This window comes from Hymenobacter saemangeumensis, from assembly GCF_039541835.1.
GTDB classification, from domain to species: domain Bacteria; phylum Bacteroidota; class Bacteroidia; order Cytophagales; family Hymenobacteraceae; genus Hymenobacter; species Hymenobacter saemangeumensis.
On sequence record NZ_BAABGZ010000008.1, the window covers coordinates 37,274 to 59,015 of the forward strand.

Genomic DNA, 21,742 nt, shown 5'->3' on the forward strand with positions numbered 1-21,742 from the left:
CACGCCCGAGAGCCCGGGTCAACAGCCGTTATAATCAAGTTGTTTGTTTTCAGTTGCCAGGGCATTCCGGTAAGGCTGACTCCAGAACATTCTGACAACTGACAACTATCAACTGACAACCAACAACTACAGATTGGCCTGAATGAAATTCGTCATCTGCCGGTAGAGGTGCAGGGAGGTATTGCCGCCCCGGATGCTGTGGTTGCGGTTGGGGTAGTAAAGGGTCTGGAAGTCCTTGTTGGCGGCAATGAGGGCATCGGTGAAGGCTACCGAGTTCTGGAAGTGTACGTTGTCGTCGCCGGTGCCGTGCACGAGCAGGAACTTCGCCTTGAGCTTGGCCGCGTGCTGCACGGGGGAGTTGTCGTCGTAGCCGCCGGGGTTGAGCTGCGGCGTCTTCAGGTAGCGCTCGGTGTACACCGTGTCGTAGTAGCGCCAGTTGGTGACGGGCGCCACGGCAATGCCCAGCTTGAACAGCTCGGGCTGGGTGGTAATGGCCAGCGCCGTGAGGTAGCCCCCAAAGCTCCAGCCCCACAGGCCGATGCGGCTTTTGTCCACGTAAGGCAGCGTGCCCAGGTGCTTGGCGCCGGCGCCCTGGTCAATGGCTTCGTACTTGCCCAGGTTGGCATAGGTGGCTTTGCGGAACGCAGCCCCGCGGCCCGAGGAGCCACGTCCCTCCACCGATACCACGATGTAGCCCTGCTGGGTGAGGTAATTGTTCCAGAGGTAGCGGTTGAAGGCGCCCCCTCCGCCACTCGCGTTGTCCAGCACGGTCTGGGTGCTGCTGCTGCCAAAGCTGGGGCCGCCGTAGCAGTACATCAGCACGGGGTACTTCTTGCTGGGGTCGAAGTCCGCGGGCTTCATCATCCAGCCGTTCAGCTGCTGGCCGTCGGCGGTGCTGAACTTAAAAAACTCGAAGCTGGCCATGGCGTACTGGCCCAGGGTTTCGCGCAGCTTGGCGTTGTCTTCCAGAACTTTCACCAGCTTGCCCGTGCGGCCCTCGCGCAGGCTGATGACGCTGGGCGTGCCGGCCTTGGAGAAGTCGTTGAGAAAGTACCGGGTGTCGGGGCTCATGTTCACCTTGTCGATGCCATGGCCGGGGTCGCTGATGCGCACCTTGTCGGTGCCCTTCAGGCTGATGCGGTAGAGGTGGCGCTCCAGCGGCGAGGCTTCGGTGCTGGTGTAGTACACCACGCCGGCCTTGGGGTCAAACCCGTTGATGGCGCTGATTTCCCAGGGCCCTTTCGTCACCTGGCGAATGAGCTTGCCGCTGATGTCGTAGAGGTAAAGGTGCTGGTAGCCATCCTGCTCGCTGGTGAAGAGGAACTGCTTGCCGCCTTCGAGGTAGCGCAGGTCGTCGTTGATTTCCACGTAGGCCGGGTTGGTGTCGGTGAGCACCACCGTGGTTTTGCCGGTGGCCGGGTCGCCGTGCAGAATCTCCAGCTTGTTTTGCAGGCGGTTCAGGCGCTGCATGCTGAGCAGGCCCGGCGTTTGGGTCCACATCATGCGCGGGATGTACTGGTCGGTTTCCGGGCCCAGGTCCATGCGGGTGCTGCGGCCGCTGCCCAGGTCGTAGGCCGAGATGCTCACGATGGAGTTTTTCTCACCGGCCTTGGGGTACTTGTAGCGGTAGTCTTTGGGGTAGAGCGGGCCCCATTCCTGCATATTGTACTCCGGCACCCGGCTTTCGTCAAAGGTGTAGTAAGCCAGCTGCTTGCTGTCGGGCGACCAGTCGTAGCCCTTGGCAAAGCCGAATTCCTCCTCATACACCCAGTCGGTCGAGCCGTTGATTATCTTATTCACGGCGCCGTTGCTGGTCACGGCCTTTTCCGTCATGGTGGCCAGGTCTACCACGTACAGGTTGTTGTCGCGGGTGAAGGCCACCATGCGGCCGTCGGGCGAGAAGGTGGCGTTGCCCTGCTTGTCGCCCTGGCTAAGGGGCACCAGCTTCTTGCTGGCCCGGTCGTACACGTAGTAGTAGGCCTTCTGCGAGTGCCGGTAGATGGGCTCGGTCTGGGTGCTGAGCAGCAGCTTCTGCTCGTCGGCATTAAAGACGTAGCCGTTGATGGTGATGGCCGCCTGCTGCCCGGCGGGCTTCAGGTCGGCGGCCGGCACCAGGGTTTGCACGGCTTTGCCGGTGGTCACCTCGTGCTGCACCACCTCGTTGTTGACCAGGGCGGCGTAGTAGCGGCCGTCCTTCATCCAGTCGAAGCCGGGCACGGTGCGGGGCAGGAGCTTGCCCGAGGCCCAGATGTCTTCCAGGCTCAGGGCCTGCTTTTGTTGGGCAAATAGTGCAGCCGAAGGCTGCCCCGACAGCAGGGCCGGGCCGTTGGAGGCTAGCAGCAGGGCCAGCGCAAGGGTGCGAAAACGCATGGGGAAAGAAAAGGGTAACGAAATAAGAAACGGGGTGGGGCGTTAAAGATAGCCGCTGCCGGCGCGGCGTTGCGTGCCCCGCCCCGAAACCAGCGTGCCGGCCCGTGCGTTCAGCCGGCCCTTACCTTTGTACTATGCGCTTCTGCCTCCCGCTTTTACTGGCTCTGGCCGGCCTCCTTACTTCCTGCGACACGGAGCCCGCCCCGGTACGCCTCGACTTCGTGGGGGCCACCGGGCTTACGTCGAGCAACCGCACCGCCGGCGCGGCCGACACGCTGACCACGCGGGTGTACGCCTCCAGCGAAGAGCCCCTCCGCCGCCTGCAGGTGCAGGTAAGCTACGAGCCCACGGCCAACCCTATCAACTACCCCACGCCCGCCTCCAGCTACGACCCCAAAGACACACCCGACGGGCCCACGCTGATTTACCTGGATTCCGTCTTTACCTCCGGGCAAAAGAACGTGCTGTTTCAGAGCCGCTTTAGCGCCCGCAGCACTTCCGGCACCGAGCGCTGGATTTACAGCGCCACCGACCGCGAGGGGCGCACCGCCAGCCGGGCCTTCCGCATCACCGTGCGCAAGTCCGATTCGCTGGCCGTGTACCACTCATACACCCTGGTGGCCCGGCCCGCCGCCAATGGCCCGGAAGGCCGCCGCTTTCTGGCCCTGCGCCCCGGCCTGCTGCTGCCCAAGTACGCGGTCAACACCCAGCCCGAAAATCAAAAGCTGGTCGACCTGGTGTTTGCCATGCGTCAGAACGACATCAGCCTGGAAACACCGGACCACAGTGCCCTGGCCCTCTCCACCACCCGCTGGCCAGCGGCTAACCGCCGGCCTACCAGTATCCGACGGGCCAATCTCAGCCGCGATGCGTTTCAGAATGCCGACACCCGCGACAAGCTCCGCGATGCCTACAACAACAGCCCGGCGTACACCAGCGCCAACAGCACCGGCCCACTGGCTAAAGACAATGTGCTGGCTTTCGCAACCCGCGACCCAGGCAGCTCCGATACCCGTTACGGCCTGCTCATTATCAATGATATAATTCGAACGCCAGTGCCTCTGGTGAGCTGTACGGTGCGCATTCAGAAGTAAGGTAAAACAACAAGCGGCTGCCCCAGCAAGGAGCAGCCGCTTGTTGTTGAGGCCGACGCTTAAGCATCCGCCTGCTCAATGCCAAGGCTGGCTAGAACGTAACCCCGGCCGTGATGCTGGTCGTGTAGCGGTTGTTATTTACCTTAATCAGCGGCTCCAGGCCGTTGCTGAGGGTGTAGGGAGTATAGGCCTGGTCGAAGGCCTGGTACATCACCGCGGCATCGAGGAAAAAGCTGCCCTGGCGCAGACCGGCCCCCGCCGTATAAAAGCTTTGAATCCGGTTTACGCTGGATTCCGTCTGGTAGGGGTCGCCGTAGCGGGCATAGCCGGCCCGCACCCGGAATACATCGTAGCGCAGCTCGCCGCCGAAGCGCAGGTTCACCACGCTGCGGTAGCGCGAGCGGATGCTGCTGTTCTCCTTGGAAAATGAGTAGTCGTCGCCATTGGCTTCGCCCTTGGCATTGCTCAGCCGGGCCTGGTTGTAGCCCACGTACTCCACATCACCGGTCAGGAAGCCAATCTTGCCAATGGTCAGGGCCGCGCCCCCATTGGCCCGGAAGGGCGTGGTCAGATTATAGTCGTAGATATTCTCCAGCGCATCCACCGAGGTGACACCTACTACCGACGCCGGCAGCGCAGGCGAGTTGTCGCTGCCCTGCGCGCTGAAGTCGGTGGTGATGCGGGAGTTGTACGTATCCGTCAGGCTCAGGAAAGTAGGCGTCTGAATGGAGGCCCCCACCCGCAGGAAGTCTGATGCGCGGAGGATGGCCCCTACGCGCAGGTTCACGCCCCGGCCGCTGGTGCTGAGGTCGTCGCGCAGCGTGTAGCTGTTCAACCGGGTGGTGGGGTCCGTCTCCGTTTCGGTAAAGCTGCGGGTCGTCCGGTAGTTGGAGCTTACGATGCCAAGGGCCGCCCCGATGTACAGCCGGTCGCGGTAGCTGGCCCCGTAGCCAATGTCAAACTGCGACATGGAGCCGCGCGAAACAATGGACTCCGACTGTCCGATAGGCCCCCGCATGCGGCGCATCACGATGGCGGAGTCGCTGCCGTTGCGGCTGCGTACAATATTGGTGAGGTAAGCGCCATAAGCCAAAGCATCGGCCGTCTCGTAGTCGCCCGCGCTGCTCTGCCGGCGGATGTCGCTGAAATAGGACGGCGGGGCCGTGCCTTCCAGCGAAGCCAAGTACGACTGCTCGGCTGCCGTGTACGTGCGCCCCCCAATGCTACGCTCGTTGAGGGTGGCACCGTAGCGCGACGCCGTGTTGAAGTCAGCCGTGCGTGTGAAGCCAAAAGCCAGGGAGCCGCCTCGCCAGTTGGAGCTTTGGTCGGTATCGGCTTTGCGGCCGGTGAGCACCAGGCCGGCGCTGGCAATGTGGAAGCTGTTTTTGTTTTCGGTCTGGGCCGCGCTGCTGCTGCCTTCCATTCGGCCCTCGCCCTGGCCCAGGCCCAGGCCCGGCGTAAGGTGCAGCTCCGATTTCTGAAACAGGCCCAGGCCGGCCGGGTTGCTGCTCAGGCTGCCGAAATCGGCCCCCAGGGCCACGTTGGCGCCGGCAATGCCCAAGGTGCGGGCCGGGCCGCCAAACTGCTGGCGGGAATAGCGCAGCGCATCGCTGGCGTCCTGGGCAAAGGCGTGGCTGGCCTGCCCCACTGCCAGGGCCAGGCTAAGCCAGATAGTCCGTTTTTTCATGGTTAGGAAGAAAAAGAGCCGGCCGTTGGGCCGGCTCAGGAAAGGTTTTCGCAGAAAACAATGGGTGAGCTGTTGAGTTAGTCGGCCCGGCCGCGGCTACGGCCACCGCCGCTGCTTCCCCGCGAGCCGCCGTCATTCGAGGGGGCAGAGTAGCTCGGCGCCGAATAGGCAGGCTGCTGGTTGCGTTGCGGCTGCTCATACGAGCGGGGAGCTTCGTAGGTGCGCCGGCGAGCAGGTTGCTGCTCGGCTGGGCGGGAATAACCTTCGGGCGTAGCGTAACCGGTATTTGCCGGCGCCTCGGCCTGGTTGTACTCACGGCGGGGCTTGCGCTCACCCTCGGGCAGTACGGCAGGCTGGGGCTGCGGCTCCGGAGCCGACTGCCCCAGCTGCTGGTTGAGCTCCGCATCGCGCCAGCGGCCCCGGCCCGTGTTGCGACCCGGCTGGGCTTCTTCAGCCGACATGCGTACCGGCTGATTAGCAGGCTGGTCTACCGTGCCAAACTGCTGGGGCTTTTCGTCGCGGTTACGCTGTGGCTTTACCACCGGCTCGGGAGAAGTATAGCTGGCCGGCATCGCCGCCGCGGCCTCGCTGCGCACGCGGCCACCCTCGGGGGTGGTTTCCATCGGCTGCGGAGTACCCGGCTCCGTCAGCGCCGAGCGGCCCCCGGTGCGAACGCGGCCCCCGCCCGTGCTGGCGTTGGTGCCACTGCCCGAGCTGGCCGAGCTTACCCGGCCACCGCTTGACATGCGGTCAGCCCGGTGACGGGAGGTGATGGGCGCCCGGTTGCGGTCACCATAGTAGGCGTTGCCGTAATAGGAGTTGCCATAGTAGCTATTGCCGTAGTAGCCACGGGGGCCATAGTAGCCCCCATAGTAGCGGCCACCATAGAAATACGGGTCGTAGTAGCCCGCATAGCCATAGCCCCAGGGGGAGGCATAGCCATAGTAGGGGTCGTAGTAGGCACCATAGTGGCGGCCCCAGCCCCAGGGGCGGCCATAGCCGATGTTAATGCTTACGCTCGGGCCATAGCCGTAAAAGGGGCTATAAAACGGCGAGTAGAACGGGTCGTAGAAAGCCGGGCCGTAGGGTGAGATGCCGTAGCTCAGCGTGGTGTAGGGAGCATACACTACGGGAGTGTAGTAAGCAACCCCCGGGCCGGCATACACATACGTGCGGCGGGTGCTGGTGTAGGTGTCGTCGTAATAGTCCTGCGAGCTGGCGGTGCTGCCACCATTGGAGCGCGTTGACGCGTTGCCGTTGTAATCGGGGTTGGCCGCCTCATTGCCCGCGGGCGCTTCCGCCGCCGGGGCCGGGGTTACAATAGCGGTACTCCGGTCTTTAGAGGAATAATATACCCCATCGTCTTCCGACGTGGCAATGGCCCCGGTACTGGCACAGCCGCTCAACGCCAGCAGGGCCAGGGCGGGAAGAAACGCGGTGAGGGAATTTTTCATGGCTTTGTGCGTAAAGGCAGACAATAGGTAAAGATAGTAGGCAGCCACTGCGAAATATGTGAGCAAATGTTCTGAGCCTCAGCTTACAGTTCTGCCCTTCATCATAACCGTTACAAGGGGCTGCGGTTTAATAACGTAATTTGAGCCCGAATCGGTGCCCAAACGGTCAAATCAAAAGCTGTACCAGTTTAGGGAACTTATTTCGCTTACCCGTAAGATGCCTGTTATGAGCAAAAAGTTGCCTACCCGTGCGGAAGATTATTCTCTCTGGTACAATGAGTTAGTTAAAAAAGCGGGCTTGGCCGAGAACTCGGCCGTGCGCGGCTGCATGGTGATTAAGCCCTATGGCTACGCCATCTGGGAGAAAATGCAGCGCACCCTGGACGACATGTTCAAGCGCACCGGCCACGAGAATGCTTACTTCCCCATTTTTATTCCAAAGAGCCTGTTTGAGGCCGAGGAGAAAAACGCGGAAGGCTTTGCCAAAGAGTGCGCCGTAGTAACACACTACCGCCTGCAGAACGACCCCGACAAGCCGGGCAAGCTGCGCGTCGACCCCAACGCCAAGCTGGAAGAAGAGCTGGTGGTGCGCCCCACCTCCGAAGCCATTATCTGGAGCACCTACAAGAACTGGGTGCAGAGCTACCGCGACCTGCCCTTGCTCATTAACCAGTGGGCCAACGTGGTGCGCTGGGAGATGCGCACCCGCCTGTTTCTGCGCACGGCCGAGTTTCTGTGGCAGGAAGGCCACACGGCCCACGCCACGGCCGAAGAAGCCGTAGCTGAAACCCGGCAGATGCTGGATGTGTACGCTGAGTTTGCCGAAGAGCACCTGGCGCTGCCCGTGGTGAAGGGCGTGAAAACGCCCAACGAGCGGTTTGCCGGCGCCGAGGACACCTATTGCATCGAGGCGCTGATGCAGGATGGTAAAGCCCTGCAGGCCGGCACCAGCCACTTCCTGGGCCAGAACTTTGCCAAAGCCTTCGACGTGACCTTCGCCAACAAAGAAGGTGGCCTGGAGCACGTATGGGGCACCAGCTGGGGCGTCAGCACCCGCCTGATGGGCGCCCTGGTGATGGCCCACTCCGACGATGAAGGCTTGGTATTGCCGCCCAAGCTGGCCCCGATTCAGGTTGTTATTGTGCCGATTTACAAGACCGGCGAGCTCGACGCCCTGCTGGAGCGCATCCGGCCCATTCAACAGGGGCTGATTGCCCGCGGCATTGCCGTGAAGGTGGACAGCCGCGACACCGAGCGGCCCGGCTTCAAGTTTGCCGAGTGGGAGATGAAGGGCGTGCCCGTGCGTCTGGCCATTGGCGCCCGCGACCTCGACAGCGGCCTGGTGGAAGTGGCCCGCCGCGATACCAAGGAGAAGATGAGCCTGCCCCTGGCCGACATCGTGGCCAGCGTCGACCAGCTGCTCAACGACATTCAGGCCAACATCTACCAGAAAGCCAAAGCTTACCGCGAGGAGCACACCACCCGGGTGGAAAGCTACGACGAGTTCAAGCAGGTGCTGGATGGCAAGGGTGGCTTCGTGCTGGCCCATTACGACGGCACCTCGGAGACCGAGGAGCGCATTAAAGAAGAAACCAAGGCCACGGTGCGCTGCCTGGCGCTGGCCGAGCCTGATGAGGAGGGCATCTGCATGGTGACGGGCAAGCCCAGCCCACGCCGGGCCTACTTCGCCCGCGCTTACTAAGGCTCAGTCACAGGCGCGTTCTACGCTGGAGCTTGACAAAACAGGGCCGGCCGCAGCAATGCGGCCGGCCCTGTTTTGTTGGGGTAATAAGTCTGCGGATACAGAAAAATAATTAGGCCCCCCTTGGGTGGGAGGATAAATTTGTTGTGCCTGCCACAGACAACAGAAGCAGCGGCGTAGCAGTACAAGCCCCTGTTATCTATTCATTCATCCTCAATCTACTTTCGCAGATGCGCCTCCTCCTACCTTTCCTTTTTGTATTGGCTTCGTTGCCCTCCCTGGCCCAGGACTCTACTCCCGTGCAAGTACCTGCCAATGCTATTACGCAGCTGGAAGATTTCATGGAAGTAACCAAGCAGGCGGTGGCTACCAAAGCCAAGCCGGGCAAGAATATTCACGTGGAAGCCCGCCCGGAGGTAAACCGCCAGCTTATCATTGCCGCCGATGAGTTTCGGCGGGTAACCCGGGAGACTCCCAGCCGGGAGGCTTACCTGGAATGCATCGACAAAGGCCTCGCCCGGGTGGCTTCGCTGACCAGCAATGCCGTGGAGCGCCAGCAGGTAGCCGACTTCTTCCAGGAGCTGGTGGAGATTGTGGGCCTGAAAAGCTCCGATGGCAGGCTGGCGGCCTTTGTGGCCAACGGCACCGTAAAGCAGTAAGGACCGGACTTAGCAGGACAGCGCCACCTGCAGGCCTGCTTTCACGCGCAAGGCTTGCTGCAGGTGGCGCTGCTGGTGTACTACCACAAACTCCAGGGCTTCGCCCAGCCGCAGCTTCAGCAGCCGGAAGAACTCCACGGGGATGGCCTTGCGGTTCAGGTCGGCCTGCTGAGCCTGGGCCAGCAAGTCGAGAAGCTGCGTTTGGTGGGCCAGGAACTCGCTCACCACTTCCCGGCCCAGTCTGCTGCCGCTGGGGTTCATGTGCTTGAAGGTGGTTTGCTTTTTTGTGTTTTCGGGCCGCATCATGGCTACCGACTTGCGGCCCAGCCAGCTATAGCCTGTTTCCTGGGCACGAGCCGGAGCTGCCGGGCGCGTCAGGGCCTTGGCCAGCTGGGGGTTGTAGTAGCGGCTGTAGCGGTTCAGATGCTCCAGGCATTCGAGTATGCTCCAGGCGGTAGGGGAGGGCTTGTAGTTGAGCAGGGTCAGCTCCAGGGGCTCCAACTCAGCCTGCGCAGTAGCGCGAAGCTGTTGGGTGGCGTCTTGCAGAGAGGTGAGAAAAGCAGCGGCGTTCATGGTGTTTGTTTTTTGACAAAGGTCCGGGCTGCTTTCCGGCGAAACCTTGACGGGAATCAAGAATACGCTTGGGGCCGGCTGGTTCCGGCTGCGGCCTAACCCGACAAACTTGACCAGGACGGTAGCTCAAAAGCGCAGGCGGCTCAGGGTTTCGGCCGACATACGCAGGTAGGAAGCCAGGTATTTCTTGGGCACGTGCTGAAAGATATGCGGGCTGCGCCTGCGCAGCCGCTCCAGCCGGTGGGCCGGCTCGGGCATGAGCAGGTCAATCTCGTGCTCCATGCGGCCGACCAGCGCTTTTTCCAGCTCAAAGCGCCAGAACCGGGCAAAGGCCGGGCTGCCATCGAGAAAAGCCTGGAAGTCGCGGCGGCTAACGGCAATCAGGGCACTCTGGCGCAGGGCCTGAATGGCATACTCGGAAGGCCGGCCGGCGGCGAAGGAGGGAAAGGAGCAGATAAGGGTATTGGCGTGGCCAAACCCCACGCAGATTTCCTCGCTGGCCGTGGGGTAGTAAATCCGGAGCAGCCCGTGGTGAATAAAGTACAGGAACTGCTCGGTCTGGCCGGGGTGCACCAGAAAGTCGCCACGCTTCAGGGCTACCTCCTTGGTCCACAGCCCGGCAAACTCGGCTATCTCGGCCGGTGGCAGGTAAGGCACCTGGCTGAGCAGGGCAGTGAGCAGCTGGCGGGCCGGCGCCGCAAAATCGGGGGCAGGGGGCATGACATCGGGTGAAGGAAGCCGTAAATTAGAAGCGGCCAACAGCCTGACCCAAATTCAGCCCTGGTCTTTTATCTTTTGCCACTTAAAATCCTTGTCTTATGCCTTGGCTCACCATTGTCATGCTGCTGCTCTTCGGCCTGCTGTTTCTAGCGGCGGAAGTTATTTTTATTCCGGGAACCACCATCGTGGGCATTGTTGGGTTTGGGCTGCTGGTAGTAGGCGTGTGGCTGGGCTACCGCGACCTGGATACGCCCATGGCCCATATTGCCTTGCTTAGCGTGGTGGCCCTTACTGGGCTCATCGTTTACATTGGCCTGCGGCCCAGAAACCTGGCCAAGGTGGCTTTGCTGGATGTTAACGATGCCTCGGTGTACGATGCCCGCCGCCCCGATATGCTGCCCGGTACCTTGGGCCGCTCCCTGTCGGCGCTACGGCCCTCCGGTACTGTTCTCTTCGGTGAAGAACGGCGCGAGGTAGTTACCCGCGGCGAGTTTGTGGCGGCCGGCACCGAGGTGCAGGTGCTGGGTATAGAGCAAAACCGCATTGTGGTAGCGCCAGTGTAGAGTGTTTGTTGTCAGTTGTTCGTTGTCAGTTGTCAGGTCGTTCTGACGGCTGCTTTGCAATAAGAAGCTGACAACTGACAACGAACAACTGACAACTGTCAACTGTCAACTGCCCACTTCGCGCTACATTGCGGCATGGAATTCTCATTATTTACCCTGGGCATTGCAGCCGTTGTGCTGCTGGTCTTTCTGTACTTCTTCCCCATCAGCCTGTGGATAACGGCAATATTTTCGGGGGTGCGGGTCAGCTTGTTTCAGCTGGTGTTTATGCGGGTGCGCAAGGTGCCGCCCTCGCTTATCGTCAACTCCATGATTACCTCCACCAAGGCGGGTCTGCAGCTGACGGCCAACGAGCTGGAAACCCACTACCTGGCCGGGGGCAATGTGCCCAACGTTATCAAGGCGCTGATTTCGGCCGACAAGGCCAACATCCCGCTGAGCTTCAAGCAGGCCACGGCCATTGACCTGGCCGGCCGCAATGTGTTTGAGGCCGTAACCACCAGCGTGAATCCCAAGGTGATTAACACGCCCAACGTGGCGGCGGTGTCGCAGGATGGCATTCAGCTTATCGTCATCGCCCGCGTCACGGTGCGGGCCAACATCACCCAGCTGGTGGGTGGGGCCGGCGAGGAAACCATTCTGGCCCGCGTGGGCGAAGGCATCGTCACCAGCATCGGCTCCTCGAAGTCGCACAAGGAAGTGCTGGAAAACCCCGACAAGATTTCCAAGCTGGTGCTGCAGAAAGGCCTGGATGCCGGCACGGCCTTCGAAATTCTCTCAATCGACATTGCCGACGTGGATATCGGCGAAAACATCGGCGCCAAGCTGCAGACCGACCAGGCCAGCGCCGACCTGCGCGTGGCCGAAGCCCGGGCCGAAGAGCGCCGCGCCATGGCCGTAGCTATGGAGCAGGAAAACCGCGCCAAAACCCAGGAAGCCAAGGCTCGGGTAGTCGACGCCGAAGCCGAAATTCCCCGCGCCATTGCCGAAGCCTTCCGCAGCGGCAACCTGGGGATTATGGACTACTATAAGATGCGCAACATCCAGGCTGATACCGAGATGCGCGACTCCATTGCCAACCCTGGCGGCGCTAGCGGCAGCGTGAAGCCGGGTAGGGAAGAGGGGCGGCAGTCTTGATGTGCTGATTAATAATGTGCTGATGTATCATTGCGAGCGCAGCGAAGCAATCCTTCCTCTAGCTCTCAGTCGCCTTGAGATGTGACAACTCAAAAAGCCCCAATGCCAGTGCTGGCGTTGGGGCTTTTCACATTAGAAGGCTAGTCGCACAGAGAGGACGGATGGCTTCGCTTTGCTCGCCATGACACGCCGGTTCAGCACATCAAACCATCAGCACATCAAAAATCATTTCTTCGTAATCGTAAACTCTACCCTTCTATTCAGGGCGCGGGTTTCTTCCTGGTCGTTGCTGGCGATGGGCTTGGTGTCGCCGAAGCCCTCGGTGGTGATGCGGGACCCGTTCACGCCCTTGCTGCTGAGGTATTTCTTAACCTCGTTCACCCGGTCGAGGCTGAGCTTGAGGTTGAGGGCCGGGTCGCCCTGGTTGTCGGTGTGGCCGGAAAGCTTGATTTCTACCGTGGGGTAGTCTTTCATGATGCGGATAAGGCGGGCCAGCTCGGGGTAGGAGTTGGTGCGCAGGTAATACTTGCTTTGCTGAAAGAAGATGTTGTTCAGCTTAATGGTTTGGCCTACCGCGAAGGGCACCAGGAACAGGTCCTGCTTCTGCTCCGAGTACTTGTCGCGGGCAGTCACGTCGAGGTTGGCGTTTTCGGCAATGTAGTTCTTGGCTTCGGCGCGGTAGCCATACTGCACCCCGCTGGGCAGCACAATGGTATAAGAGCCGTCGACGGGGTCGGTTTCCGTCACCCCGATTTCCTCGCCGGTGAGCAGGTTTTCGTAGCGGATAATGGCTTTGATGGGCTTTTTCGTGACGGCATCGAGTACCTGCCCGCGTACCAGCGTTACCACTTCAGGCCGGAAGGCCGGCGACAGGGCGATGCGAAAAATGTCCTTGGACTTGTCGGTGCCGTTGCGGGAGGATACCAGGTAGGCGTCGTCGCCGGCGGCCGACAGGGTGAAGTAAGCGTCGAAGTCGGGCGAGTTCACCACCGAGCCCAGGTTGCGGGGCGGGCTCCAGTTGGTCCAGGTGTCGTCGAGGCGCTTGGAGTAAAAGATGTCGGACTTGCCGTAGCCCCCGCGGCCTTCGCTGGCGAAGTACAAAGTCTTTTCATCGGCCGCCAGAAAGGGGGCAAAGTCGGCTTTCTTGGTGTTGACGTTGGGCCCCAGGTTCTGGGGGCGGGTCCAGCTTTTGGTGCTGCCGGGGGCGGGGAAGCTCACGTACAGGTCCTGGCCGCCCAGGCCGTCGGTACGCTCCACGGCCATGAGCAGGGCCTTGCCCGAGGTAGCCAGGAAGCAGTCGACGTGGTCGGGGTCGTTGTTGTAGAAGTCTTCAATCTCAATCTTGGTAGGCACCGACCAGCCGCCTTTTACTTTTCTGCTGAGGCTGAAGCCCTTGGGTTCCAGAATGCCGCCTTCGCTGTACACGCCGGTGAGCACCACGGAGTTGCCGCTGGCCGTCACCGATGCCAGGCCGTTGGGCTCGTCGGGGGTGTTGATGGGGGCGCCGATGTTTTTGGCCGGCCCCCAGGTTTTGGCTTTGGAGTTCTGCAGGGTGGAGTACCACACGTCCTGGGGGTCGTTGCCGCCGCCTACGTTGCCGGGGTGGTCCTGGCGGGCAAAGAACAGCGTGCGGCCGTCGGGCGAAATCACCGGGTGGGTATCCACGTAGCGGGTGTTCACGTTGGGCCCCAGGTTGACCAGCGCGGAGTCGAACTTCACCGCCGCGTCGTCGTCGCCGGCGGGTCCTTTGAAGTCCTGCATCACCATCTGCTGGGCCACGTCGGCAATGCCGATGGCGTCAATCTGGTTTACCCCCTCCACCTTGGCCGTGTTCATGGTCACGACCACGCCAATGGTGCGGTAGGTAGCGGCTGGGAACTTGATTTCCAGGGTGCGGTACAGCTCCGGGATGGGGCCGGGGTTGTCGTTTTTGTACACCTCGTGCTTGGTGCCGCGGGTGTCGACCACCTCCACCTTGGTGATGGAGCCGGGGTTGAAGTTTTCCACTACCGTCACCTGCTGGGCCAGCAGGGAGCGGGCAAACTTCACCTCAATAAACTCGTTGGGGCCTTCCTTCTTGGGAATCCAGGCTTCGTTGTTGATTTGACCCAGGGGCAGGGCATTGGGCGCGCCCAGGACTTTTTCGGGGGAAAAGGCTTCTTTGCCAGCCGACTTCTGCGACGATACAGCTATAATTTTGGAAGCCCACAAAGCATGCTGGGCCTGCGCTGCAGGAGCAGCGCCCAGAAAGAAGGCTGCCAGCGGCAGGGCAGATAGCAGAGGAGCAGGACGAAACTTATGCATAATAGAGGAGAGCAGAAAAAGAGGGTGCGAGCAAGCAGGCCCGGCACTCCATTACTGGCTGAAAGCGGACCGAGCCTGCTTTCTAGCGCTAACCTAACGAAAAACTATTTCTTGTCCCACATCAACCGATGTGTTACCTTCCCGGTACGGCGCCGGGAGGCAGGGAATAAATGGCCGTTTTGGTGTGCTAGCTTACTGGTTTCTTTGTTGTGCATTCGAGGCGCGGCGGCCGCTGGGGCGTGCCGGGCTGAAGGCGCGCAACACAGAAGCGGTTAAAAAAGTGCTGGCCCTGCTGGCCTGGCTTATGCTGCTGGCTGCGCCAATGCCGGCAGCAGGCCAGATGGTAGTGGGAGCCACTGCTTTTGGACCGGTCTTCAACCAGCCCCGCCCTGCCAGCCGCGACACCTTGCTGCTGCTGGCTACCCGCGCCCGGCGGGTGGGCATCAGCACCTTTGTGCAAACCAGCAGCGCCCGCGGCTTTTTGTCGCTGGGCCGGCGCCAGCAGCTGCGCTACCGCCTGGGCAGCGACTGGATTTACGATTCCCGCGGCGAGCCGCCCTTTGTGCGCGAAGACTACGGCGCCGACCTGGCCCACATCTACGCCCTCGACCAGGCCAACCACTGGCAGCTGGGCCAGCAAGTGCATTACGACCAGAGCCGGGCCAACGCCACCCGCACCGGCCTGTGGCTGGGCCGGCTGGGCTACCAGCGCCGCCTGCGCCCCGCCCACGCCAGCGACTCGCTCTCGCAGCTGCGCCTGACGGTGCTGGGCGGGCTGGCTACCGACGCCCGCAACGGCTTCCACGACACCGGCTTTGCCTATGGCCTTGATGCCGCGGCTATGCTCTTTGCCAATGGCCCCGCGGCGGCGCCCCTCATTGTGCGGGTGCTGGGCACGCGGGCCGCGCTGGGGCCGCGCACCGTGCAGCGCCTGGTGGCCGAAGCCGTCGGCGAGCAGGCATTTCTGGAGCAGGCGCCCCTGACCGTGCAGGGCCGGCTGGGCTACCGCAGCAACCGCGCCGAGGACTACCTGCGCGGCTCGGTGCAGCGCATTCAGTCCGACACCCTGGCCGCGCAGGCCAGTGCCAGCTACCGCATCACGCCCTACGCCAGCCTGCGCTCCGACAACAGCCTGCTGCTGCCCACCCGGGCCTTCAACTACCGCCGGCTCTCGGCCCCGGCCGATACCCTGCAGGACCTGGGCTACCGCCAGCGCGAAATAGACACCCGGCAGGAGCTGCGCCTGAGCCGGCCCCGGCTGCAAAGCAGCATCAGCTTCAGCTACCGCGAGCGCAGCCGCTCCTACTACCTGGAAAACTCGCGCTTCCTAAGCCCCGTCCGCTTCAACGCGGCTCTGAGCCGCGAGCAGGTGAAGGACATTACCGAGCAAACCACGCTCTGGCAGGGCGACCTGACCTGGCTGCCTACCGCCCGGCACGTTCTGGCCCTGCTGGGCACGGCCCAGCTGCTGCGCGTGGATGCCCCCAGCCGCGACAACCAGCAAACCCGCGACGAAGCCCAGCACCTGCTGCGCCTTACCTGGACCGGGCGCTGGGCCGGCGCGTTTCGCACCTCGCTGGCCGTGGCCGGCGAGTACCGGCAGACGGTATTTATCCGGGCGGGGCTCAGCTCCGAAAACTACGCCGACCACCTGCTGCACTGGGAGCCGGGCTTTGTGTGGGCGCCGGGCAAGCTCAGCATCCGGTCGGGCTACCACCTCTGGGTGAGCTACCAGGTGCGCGACCGGCCCAGCGAGCAGGCCCGCAACCGCGCCAGCCGCGTGCTGGAGCAAACCCAGAGCATCAGCTACCAGCTGCGGCCGCGCCTGCTGCTGCTGGCCGACTACGCCCGCCGCGAAAACCGCGTGGGGCAGCTGCAGTGGCAGCAGTTTCGGGAAAGCCCCCTCGATACCAGCGTCACGCACGACCTTACCGCCGGCCTGCGCCAGACCTGGAACGGGCGCCGCGGCGGCAGCTCCCTGCGCCTGGGCTACCGCCTGCTGGAGCAGCGCAACTACGGCCGGGCGGCCCTGCTCACCGATGCCCCTACCGGACCGTTGTCGCAGCTCATCTACTTGCACAACATCACCCGGCAGCACGGGCCCGAGCTGGCGGTAGAGCGCCATGCCAATGCCGGCTTCAACCTCGTGGCCAGCGTGTGGCTGCAGTGGCTGCGCACCTTCTCCACCTATGCGCCCGGCCGCGGCGCCTACACCGGCAGCAGCTATACCCCCGCCGACCTGGACCGCGAAACGAAGCGCATTCTGCCCTATTTCGAGCTCAGCGCTGAATGGCGGCTGGGGCGCCGATAGCGCCCCAAAATAGCCGCATACGCAACTAGGAACACGGCATTCCCTGACCCGACAGCCAGCCGGGCCTGGAGGGCTGGCACGAAAAGGGAGCCGCCAAACAGGGAGCGATAAGCTGGACAACAGCTTTTGAATGGCCCCGCTCAGTTCAAGCGAAATCCGGGAAAAGTGCAGGAATGTATTGTGCGGTAGCGCAAGGCTGAATGTGCAGAATTTGGACATTGTGCCGTGGCCTCTCTACCTGGGGCCTTGGCCGGCGGCTCTGACATTGCCAGCTTAGAAAATGGCTTGACATGATGAAAAAACGTGTTTTTCTCGGAGGGGTGCCTTCCTTTTTCTAGTGCTTGAGGGGCTGCGCTACGAAAAGAATTCCAGAAAGGTTGGGGTGATGAGCTTGAAAACTAAAAAAGTTCACTTAACTTGGTAACAGAATTACCCTTACTATTCTTTTATTCTGCGCCTGGATTTGCCTTTCTTTATTTAATCAGTTTCGGGTCGATTTGCGACCAGTGAAGCGGGCACTTTCGGACGCGGGCAAGCAGCAACCAACCATTTATTCTATGGCACGCGTACCTGGTTACCCATCCCTGATTAAAACCGCGCAGGCGGTGCTGATGCTCGTGCTTTGTGCCCTTGCGGCCCAGCCGGCACAGGCCCAGCGCCTGGTGCGCGAGCGCCTGCTGAGCGGCCTGCGCCAGTCCCAGCTCAACATCTACCGCCTGCAGCTGACGCCGGCCAACAACCTGCTGGTGCAGGGTATCTCGAGCCAGGCCCCCGGCACCGGCTGCAACTCCACGCTGAACGACAACTTCCTGCTCTCGTCCCTGCTCGACACGGTGTGGACCCAGCGCGGCCCGGCCCTGAGCGGGGGCTGGTCCGACATCACCTGGATGGGCCGCAACGACTTCGTGATTTTCGGCGACCAGCAGCGGGCTCTGCCCGGCGCTACCCAATGCACCGAGCGCGACTTCTTCATGGGGCGCTACGCGGCCGATACCCGCAGCGCCCGCTGGACGCAGACCTTTAACCCCGGCACCGGCAGCCGCCTCAGCCGCGTAGGCAAGCTCACGCCGGCCCTCGACGGCGGCTTCTTTGTGAGCGGCTCCAGCATGGGCGGCATGCGCAAAAGCTGGCAGCTGGTAAAAACCGACAGCCTGGGCCAGCCGCTGTGGGTGCGTAACTACGGCATCAGCTTCACTGAGGTGCCCTTCCTGCTGCAAACCAACCAGCGCACCAACCGCCTGCTCATGGCCGGCACCGGCCAGTACGGCGCGCCCTACCACCTCATCAAGCTGCGCCTGATGCTGCTCAATCAGCAGGGCGACTCCCTGCGCAACGCCTTTATCAGCCCCATGGCGGCCAACTGGAGCATCAGCTCGGTAAGCAACCACATTACCCAGCTGCGCGACGGCGGCTTCCTGATTCCGGCCCAGGCCGACTCCACCAGCAACACCACCGGGGCCCTCATCAGCCAGCCCATCATGATTAAGGTCGACTCCATGCTGCAGCTGCAGTGGTATCACCTCGAGCGCCTGGCCCCGGGCCAGCGCATGCAGTACGGCGGCAAGGTATGTGAGCTGGCCGACGGCACCCTGCTGACGCTCCTCTCCGCTCAGAATACCGCCTCGGCTTCCAACAGCTTCGTGGTGCAGCGCCTGCTGGGCCATACCGGCAAGCTGAGCGTGGCGTACCCCTTCGTGAGCACGGCCTGCTCGGCGGTGTCGTCGTACGACCTGGTGCCCGGGCCGGATGGCCGCACAGTGTACGTGGGCGGCAGCTGCTTCACCAGCGCCGGCAGCCGGGGCTATGTGGCCGTGATTGACCTGCAGAACCTGCCCGTGGTGGTGAACGCCCCGCTCTCGACCGCGGCTACGCAGGCCGACGTGGTGTTTACCCTGGCCCCGAATCCCGCCCACGGCACGGCCAAGCTCAGCTGGCAGCTGCCGGCCGGCCGCCGCGCCGGCCGCCTGCAGCTCTACACCACGCTGGGCCAGGTAGTACGCGAGGTGGCCCTGCCTGCCGGCGCCGCCGGCAGCCTGGAGCTCAGCAACCTGGCCGCAGGCACTTACCTGGTGCGCATGCTCGACGTGGACGGGGCTGCCCTGGGCCGCACCCAGCGCCAGGTAATACTGCCCTAGCGCTGCCGAGGCATTGCCCTTAATCCAACGCCCCGGCCGGTCTGGTCGGGGCGTTGGTTTCTTATAGGCAGGACAAAACAGGCCGGGATTAGGGCACCAGGTCCACGTCGTTGGGTAGCACTTCCAGCAAGGCCTGCAGGCCGTCGGCAAACTGGGCAGCGGCTGCTTTTCGCTCCGCGTCGCTGGCATTGGGCGACTCCAGCACCTCCATCGGGGAGACCAGGGCGGCGGCACCCAGCAGGCGCAGGGAAGGCCGCAGCTTGTGAGCCAGCGTAGCCAGGGCCGGCCAGTCGGCAGCCGCCAGGCCAGCCCGCACCTCCTCCAGGCTGGCGGGCGTATTGTTTAGAAACGAGGCCAGCACGCGGTTCATGAAGGCGGTGCTGCCGTGGGCTGTCTGCCGCAGCATGGTCAGGTCGAACAGGGGCGGCGCGGCCTTGGGCGCCTTGGCCGCCTTCCTGGGCGCAGGAGCCGGCGGCGCGGCTGGAGCCGGTGGGCTGTCTGCCGCCTGCGCGCTGCCGGTGATGAGGGCGGCCAGCTTGGTCAGCAGCTCGGCTTCTTCAAAAGGCTTGGGCAGGGTGTCGTTCATGCCAGCCGCGCGGTACTTGTCGGCATCCGACCGAAAGGCGTTGGCGGTCAACGCCAGCACGGGCGTGGCAGCCCGGGTCGCGTCGGCGTGCTGCCGGATGAGGGCTGTGGCCTCCATGCCATTCATCCCCGGCATCTGAATGTCCATCAGCACCACGTCGTAGCGGTGCTGCCCAAACAGCTCCAGGGCCTGGTGGCCGCTGTCGGCTTCGTCTATCACCATGCCGTAGTTGCTGAGCAGCATGTGCACCACTTCGCGGTTCACGGCATTGTCTTCTACCAGCAGCACGCGCCGGCCGCGCAGCGTCGAGGTGTTGAGGGCCGCTTTCGGGGCCAGCGCGGCGCGGCGCTGCTCGGCCGTGGCCCTGGGCAGGGTGGTTCTGAACGAGAATGTACTGCCCTTGCCGGGCTCGCTCTGCACGCTGAGGGTGCCGCCCATCTGCTCCACCAGCGCTTTGCTGATGCTCAGGCCCAGGCCCGTGCCCCCAAACTGCCGGGTAGTGTCGGTATAAGCCTGGGTAAACTCCTGGAAGATGCTCTGCAGCTTGTTGGGCGCGATGCCAATGCCGGTGTCGCTTACCCGGAACTCGGTGGTGAGGGTGTCTTCGGTTTCATCTACCAGGTAGCCGCCCACGGTAACCGTGCCGCCGGAGGGCGTAAACTTAATGGCGTTGGATACCAGGTTTATCAGAATCTGATTCAGCCGGTACGGGTCGCCCACTACCCAGGGGTGGGGGCATGACTCGCGCAGCAGGGTGCCTTGCACCGTGATGCCCTTTTCCTGCGCCTGCAGCACCAGCGGCTGCACGGCCTGGCCCATAGAGTCGCAGAGGTTGAAGGCCGCTTGCTCCAGCTCCAGGTAGCCAGAGGTGATTTTGGCCATGTCCAGCACGTCGTTCACCACGTTGAGCAGGTGGCGGCCCGAGTGCATGATAATGTCGGTGTAGGCCCGCTGCTGCTCATTGAGCTCGGTTTTGGCCAGCAGGCCGGCCATGCCCAGCACGCCGTTCATGGGGGTGCGAATTTCATGGCTCATGTTGGCCAGGAAGTTTTCGCGGGCTGTAGCGGCGGCCTCGGCCTCCTTAAGGGCCAGCTTCAGCTTGGTGATGTCGGTGCTCACAACGAGCACGCAGGTTTCGCCGTCGGGCTGCACCAGTGGGCATTTTACCGACTGAAACCACTGCACGCTGCCATCGGGCATGGTGGCCCGCTCTTCTACTACCACCGATTCGCCCGAGGCCAGCACCTGGGCATCGGTAGCGGCGGCGGCCTGCACCTCCCGGGCGGGCAGAGCCTGCCGGTGCGTGGCCGTACCGGCGGCTGTAATCAGCTGCTGCTGCCAGCGCCGCGCGGCCTCGTTGCCAAACACGAGGTTCATGTTGGCGTCGCGCACGTAAATCAGGTTGGGGTTGAGGTCCAGCACCTGCTTGGTGAAGGCCTGCTGGGCCTGCACCGCGGCTTCGCTCTCAAAGTTGCGCTCCTCAGCCAGGCGGCGGGTGGTAATGTCCAGCCCGTAGCACATCACCATGCGCAGCACTCCTTCCGAGCCGAACACGGGCTGGTAATAGCACAGCCAGTACAGCGGCGACTCACCGTCGGGCCCGGGCCAGCGCTCTTCCCAGCGCACCATCTCGCGGGTGCGTACGGCCCGCTCAAACAGGCGGTGCCGCCGCACGGCCAGGGCCTGGGGCAGGTCGTGTACCCGGCAGTGCTCGGCGAAAGTGCGGCCGATGCGCCGCTTGCGCAGAATGGGGTCGGGCTCGGCGTAGGGGTTGATGTAGCGGTAGGTCTGGTCGGGGTTGAGCACCGTGACTACGGCCGGCAGCGAGCCCAGAATCGTTTCGTAGAACTCGCGCTGGTCGTGGATTTCCTGCTCGGCCCGGCGCCGGGCGGAGATGTCGGTGAGGTAGAGCATGGCATAGCCATCCTCCATTACCGGCACGGCGTGCAGCAGGTAGTGCAGGCTGTTGGCGGTAAGGTCGCGCTGCCCGGCTTCGCCGGTGCGCAGGGCCTGGGTGGCGGCCTGCACCAGCTGGGGCCGCACCCGCGACGGCCCCTGCATGCGCAGCTCCTGGGCCAGCAGCTCGGCAGCCGGGTTGGCATACAGCAGCTCCCCCCGGGCACTGATTTGCAGCACGGGGTTGGGGTTTAGCAGCGGAATGCGGGACGCGGCGTGCAGGCGGGCCAGCTCCGCTTCTACCCGTTGCCGTTGGGCTCTTTCCTCCAGTAGCAGCGCCCGCAGCTGCTCCGCGTCGTTGGGTAATTCCAGTTCATTTAACATTTAACCGGCACCAATTATCAATGAAAAATGAGTGGAGAGGCATGGGTCGTGAACGGCTAGCCGCTGACCATGAAAGGTTTCCTGCACAGCTTTAGCGCCGCGAAGTAATGCGGCACGCTACCAAACGACAAAAACACCCTGTTAAATGTTAATGCCCCTGGGTGAAA

The 21,742-nt window shown here is 62.8% G+C and carries 14 protein-coding genes; 7 read left to right on the top strand and 7 right to left on the bottom strand.

Translation table 11 applies throughout. From position 1 onward, the window contains the following. Nucleotides 1-126: 126 nt before the first annotated feature. Nucleotides 127-2,370, bottom strand: coding sequence for a S9 family peptidase (locus ABD919_RS01520; RefSeq protein ID WP_345233156.1), 2,244 nt, complete (start codon nt 2,368-2,370; stop codon nt 127-129). 134 nt (nt 2,371-2,504) lie between these two features. On the opposite strand from ABD919_RS01520, the gene ABD919_RS01525 reads away from it, so the two are divergent. Beyond that, nucleotides 2,505-3,464: a hypothetical protein gene (locus ABD919_RS01525; protein ID WP_345233157.1), complete on the top strand. Its 960-nt coding sequence runs from the start codon at nt 2,505-2,507 to the stop codon at nt 3,462-3,464. A 91-nt stretch (nt 3,465-3,555) separates the two neighbouring features. Here the strand turns inward: ABD919_RS01525 and ABD919_RS01530 are convergent, their stop codons facing one another. Beyond that, nucleotides 3,556-5,151 carry a hypothetical protein gene (locus ABD919_RS01530; protein ID WP_345233159.1) on the bottom strand — a complete coding sequence of 532 codons (1,596 nt, stop codon included), beginning with the start codon at nt 5,149-5,151 and terminating at the stop codon, nt 3,556-3,558. A gap of 77 nt (nt 5,152-5,228) precedes the next feature. Continuing rightward, nucleotides 5,229-6,605 carry a hypothetical protein gene (locus ABD919_RS01535; protein ID WP_345233160.1) on the bottom strand — a complete coding sequence of 459 codons (1,377 nt, stop codon included), beginning with the start codon at nt 6,603-6,605 and terminating at the stop codon, nt 5,229-5,231. A gap of 226 nt (nt 6,606-6,831) precedes the next feature. Between ABD919_RS01535 and proS the strand changes: the two genes are divergently transcribed. After that, nucleotides 6,832-8,307 (top strand): proline--tRNA ligase, encoded by a 1,476-nt coding sequence (gene proS / locus ABD919_RS01540; protein ID WP_345233162.1) that lies wholly within the window; start codon nt 6,832-6,834, stop codon nt 8,305-8,307. A 260-nt stretch (nt 8,308-8,567) separates the two neighbouring features. Beyond that, entirely contained in the window at nt 8,568-8,966 is a 399-nt protein-coding gene (locus ABD919_RS01545) for a hypothetical protein (protein ID WP_345233163.1), read from the top strand. 9 nt (nt 8,967-8,975) lie between these two features. Here ABD919_RS01545 and ABD919_RS01550 read toward each other — a convergent pair whose 3' ends face one another. Next, nucleotides 8,976-9,539, bottom strand: a complete 564-nt coding sequence (locus ABD919_RS01550) for a DinB family protein (RefSeq protein WP_345233165.1) — start codon at nt 9,537-9,539, stop codon at nt 8,976-8,978. A gap of 126 nt (nt 9,540-9,665) precedes the next feature. Beyond that, nucleotides 9,666-10,259: a Crp/Fnr family transcriptional regulator gene (locus ABD919_RS01555; protein WP_345233167.1), complete on the bottom strand. Its 594-nt coding sequence runs from the start codon at nt 10,257-10,259 to the stop codon at nt 9,666-9,668. Nucleotides 10,260-10,357: 98 nt separating this feature from the next. On the opposite strand from ABD919_RS01555, the gene ABD919_RS01560 reads away from it, so the two are divergent. Both ABD919_RS01560 and floA read left to right on the top strand, forming a co-directional pair. Next, complete coding sequence (locus ABD919_RS01560) at nt 10,358-10,822, top strand: NfeD family protein (RefSeq protein ID WP_345233168.1); 465 nt, start codon at nt 10,358-10,360, stop codon at nt 10,820-10,822. 135 nt (nt 10,823-10,957) lie between these two features. Continuing rightward, nucleotides 10,958-11,959 carry a flotillin-like protein FloA gene (floA, locus tag ABD919_RS01565; RefSeq protein ID WP_345233170.1) on the top strand — a complete coding sequence of 334 codons (1,002 nt, stop codon included), beginning with the start codon at nt 10,958-10,960 and terminating at the stop codon, nt 11,957-11,959. Between the two features lie 225 nt (nt 11,960-12,184). Here the strand turns inward: floA and ABD919_RS01570 are convergent, their stop codons facing one another. Continuing rightward, nucleotides 12,185-14,263 carry an OmpA family protein gene (locus ABD919_RS01570; RefSeq protein WP_345233171.1) on the bottom strand — a complete coding sequence of 693 codons (2,079 nt, stop codon included), beginning with the start codon at nt 14,261-14,263 and terminating at the stop codon, nt 12,185-12,187. A 304-nt stretch (nt 14,264-14,567) separates the two neighbouring features. Between ABD919_RS01570 and ABD919_RS01575 the strand changes: the two genes are divergently transcribed. Next, on the top strand, nt 14,568-16,574 hold the full coding sequence (locus ABD919_RS01575) for a hypothetical protein (protein ID WP_345233173.1): 2,007 nt from the start codon (nt 14,568-14,570) through the stop codon (nt 16,572-16,574). Between the two features lie 557 nt (nt 16,575-17,131). Continuing rightward, complete coding sequence (locus tag ABD919_RS01580) at nt 17,132-18,709, top strand: hypothetical protein (RefSeq protein WP_345233175.1); 1,578 nt, start codon at nt 17,132-17,134, stop codon at nt 18,707-18,709. 88 nt (nt 18,710-18,797) lie between these two features. On the opposite strand, the gene ABD919_RS01585 is transcribed toward ABD919_RS01580, so the two are convergent. After that, nucleotides 18,798-21,575, bottom strand: a complete 2,778-nt coding sequence (locus ABD919_RS01585) for a response regulator (RefSeq protein WP_345233177.1) — start codon at nt 21,573-21,575, stop codon at nt 18,798-18,800. Between the last annotated feature and the right edge of the window lie 167 nt (nt 21,576-21,742).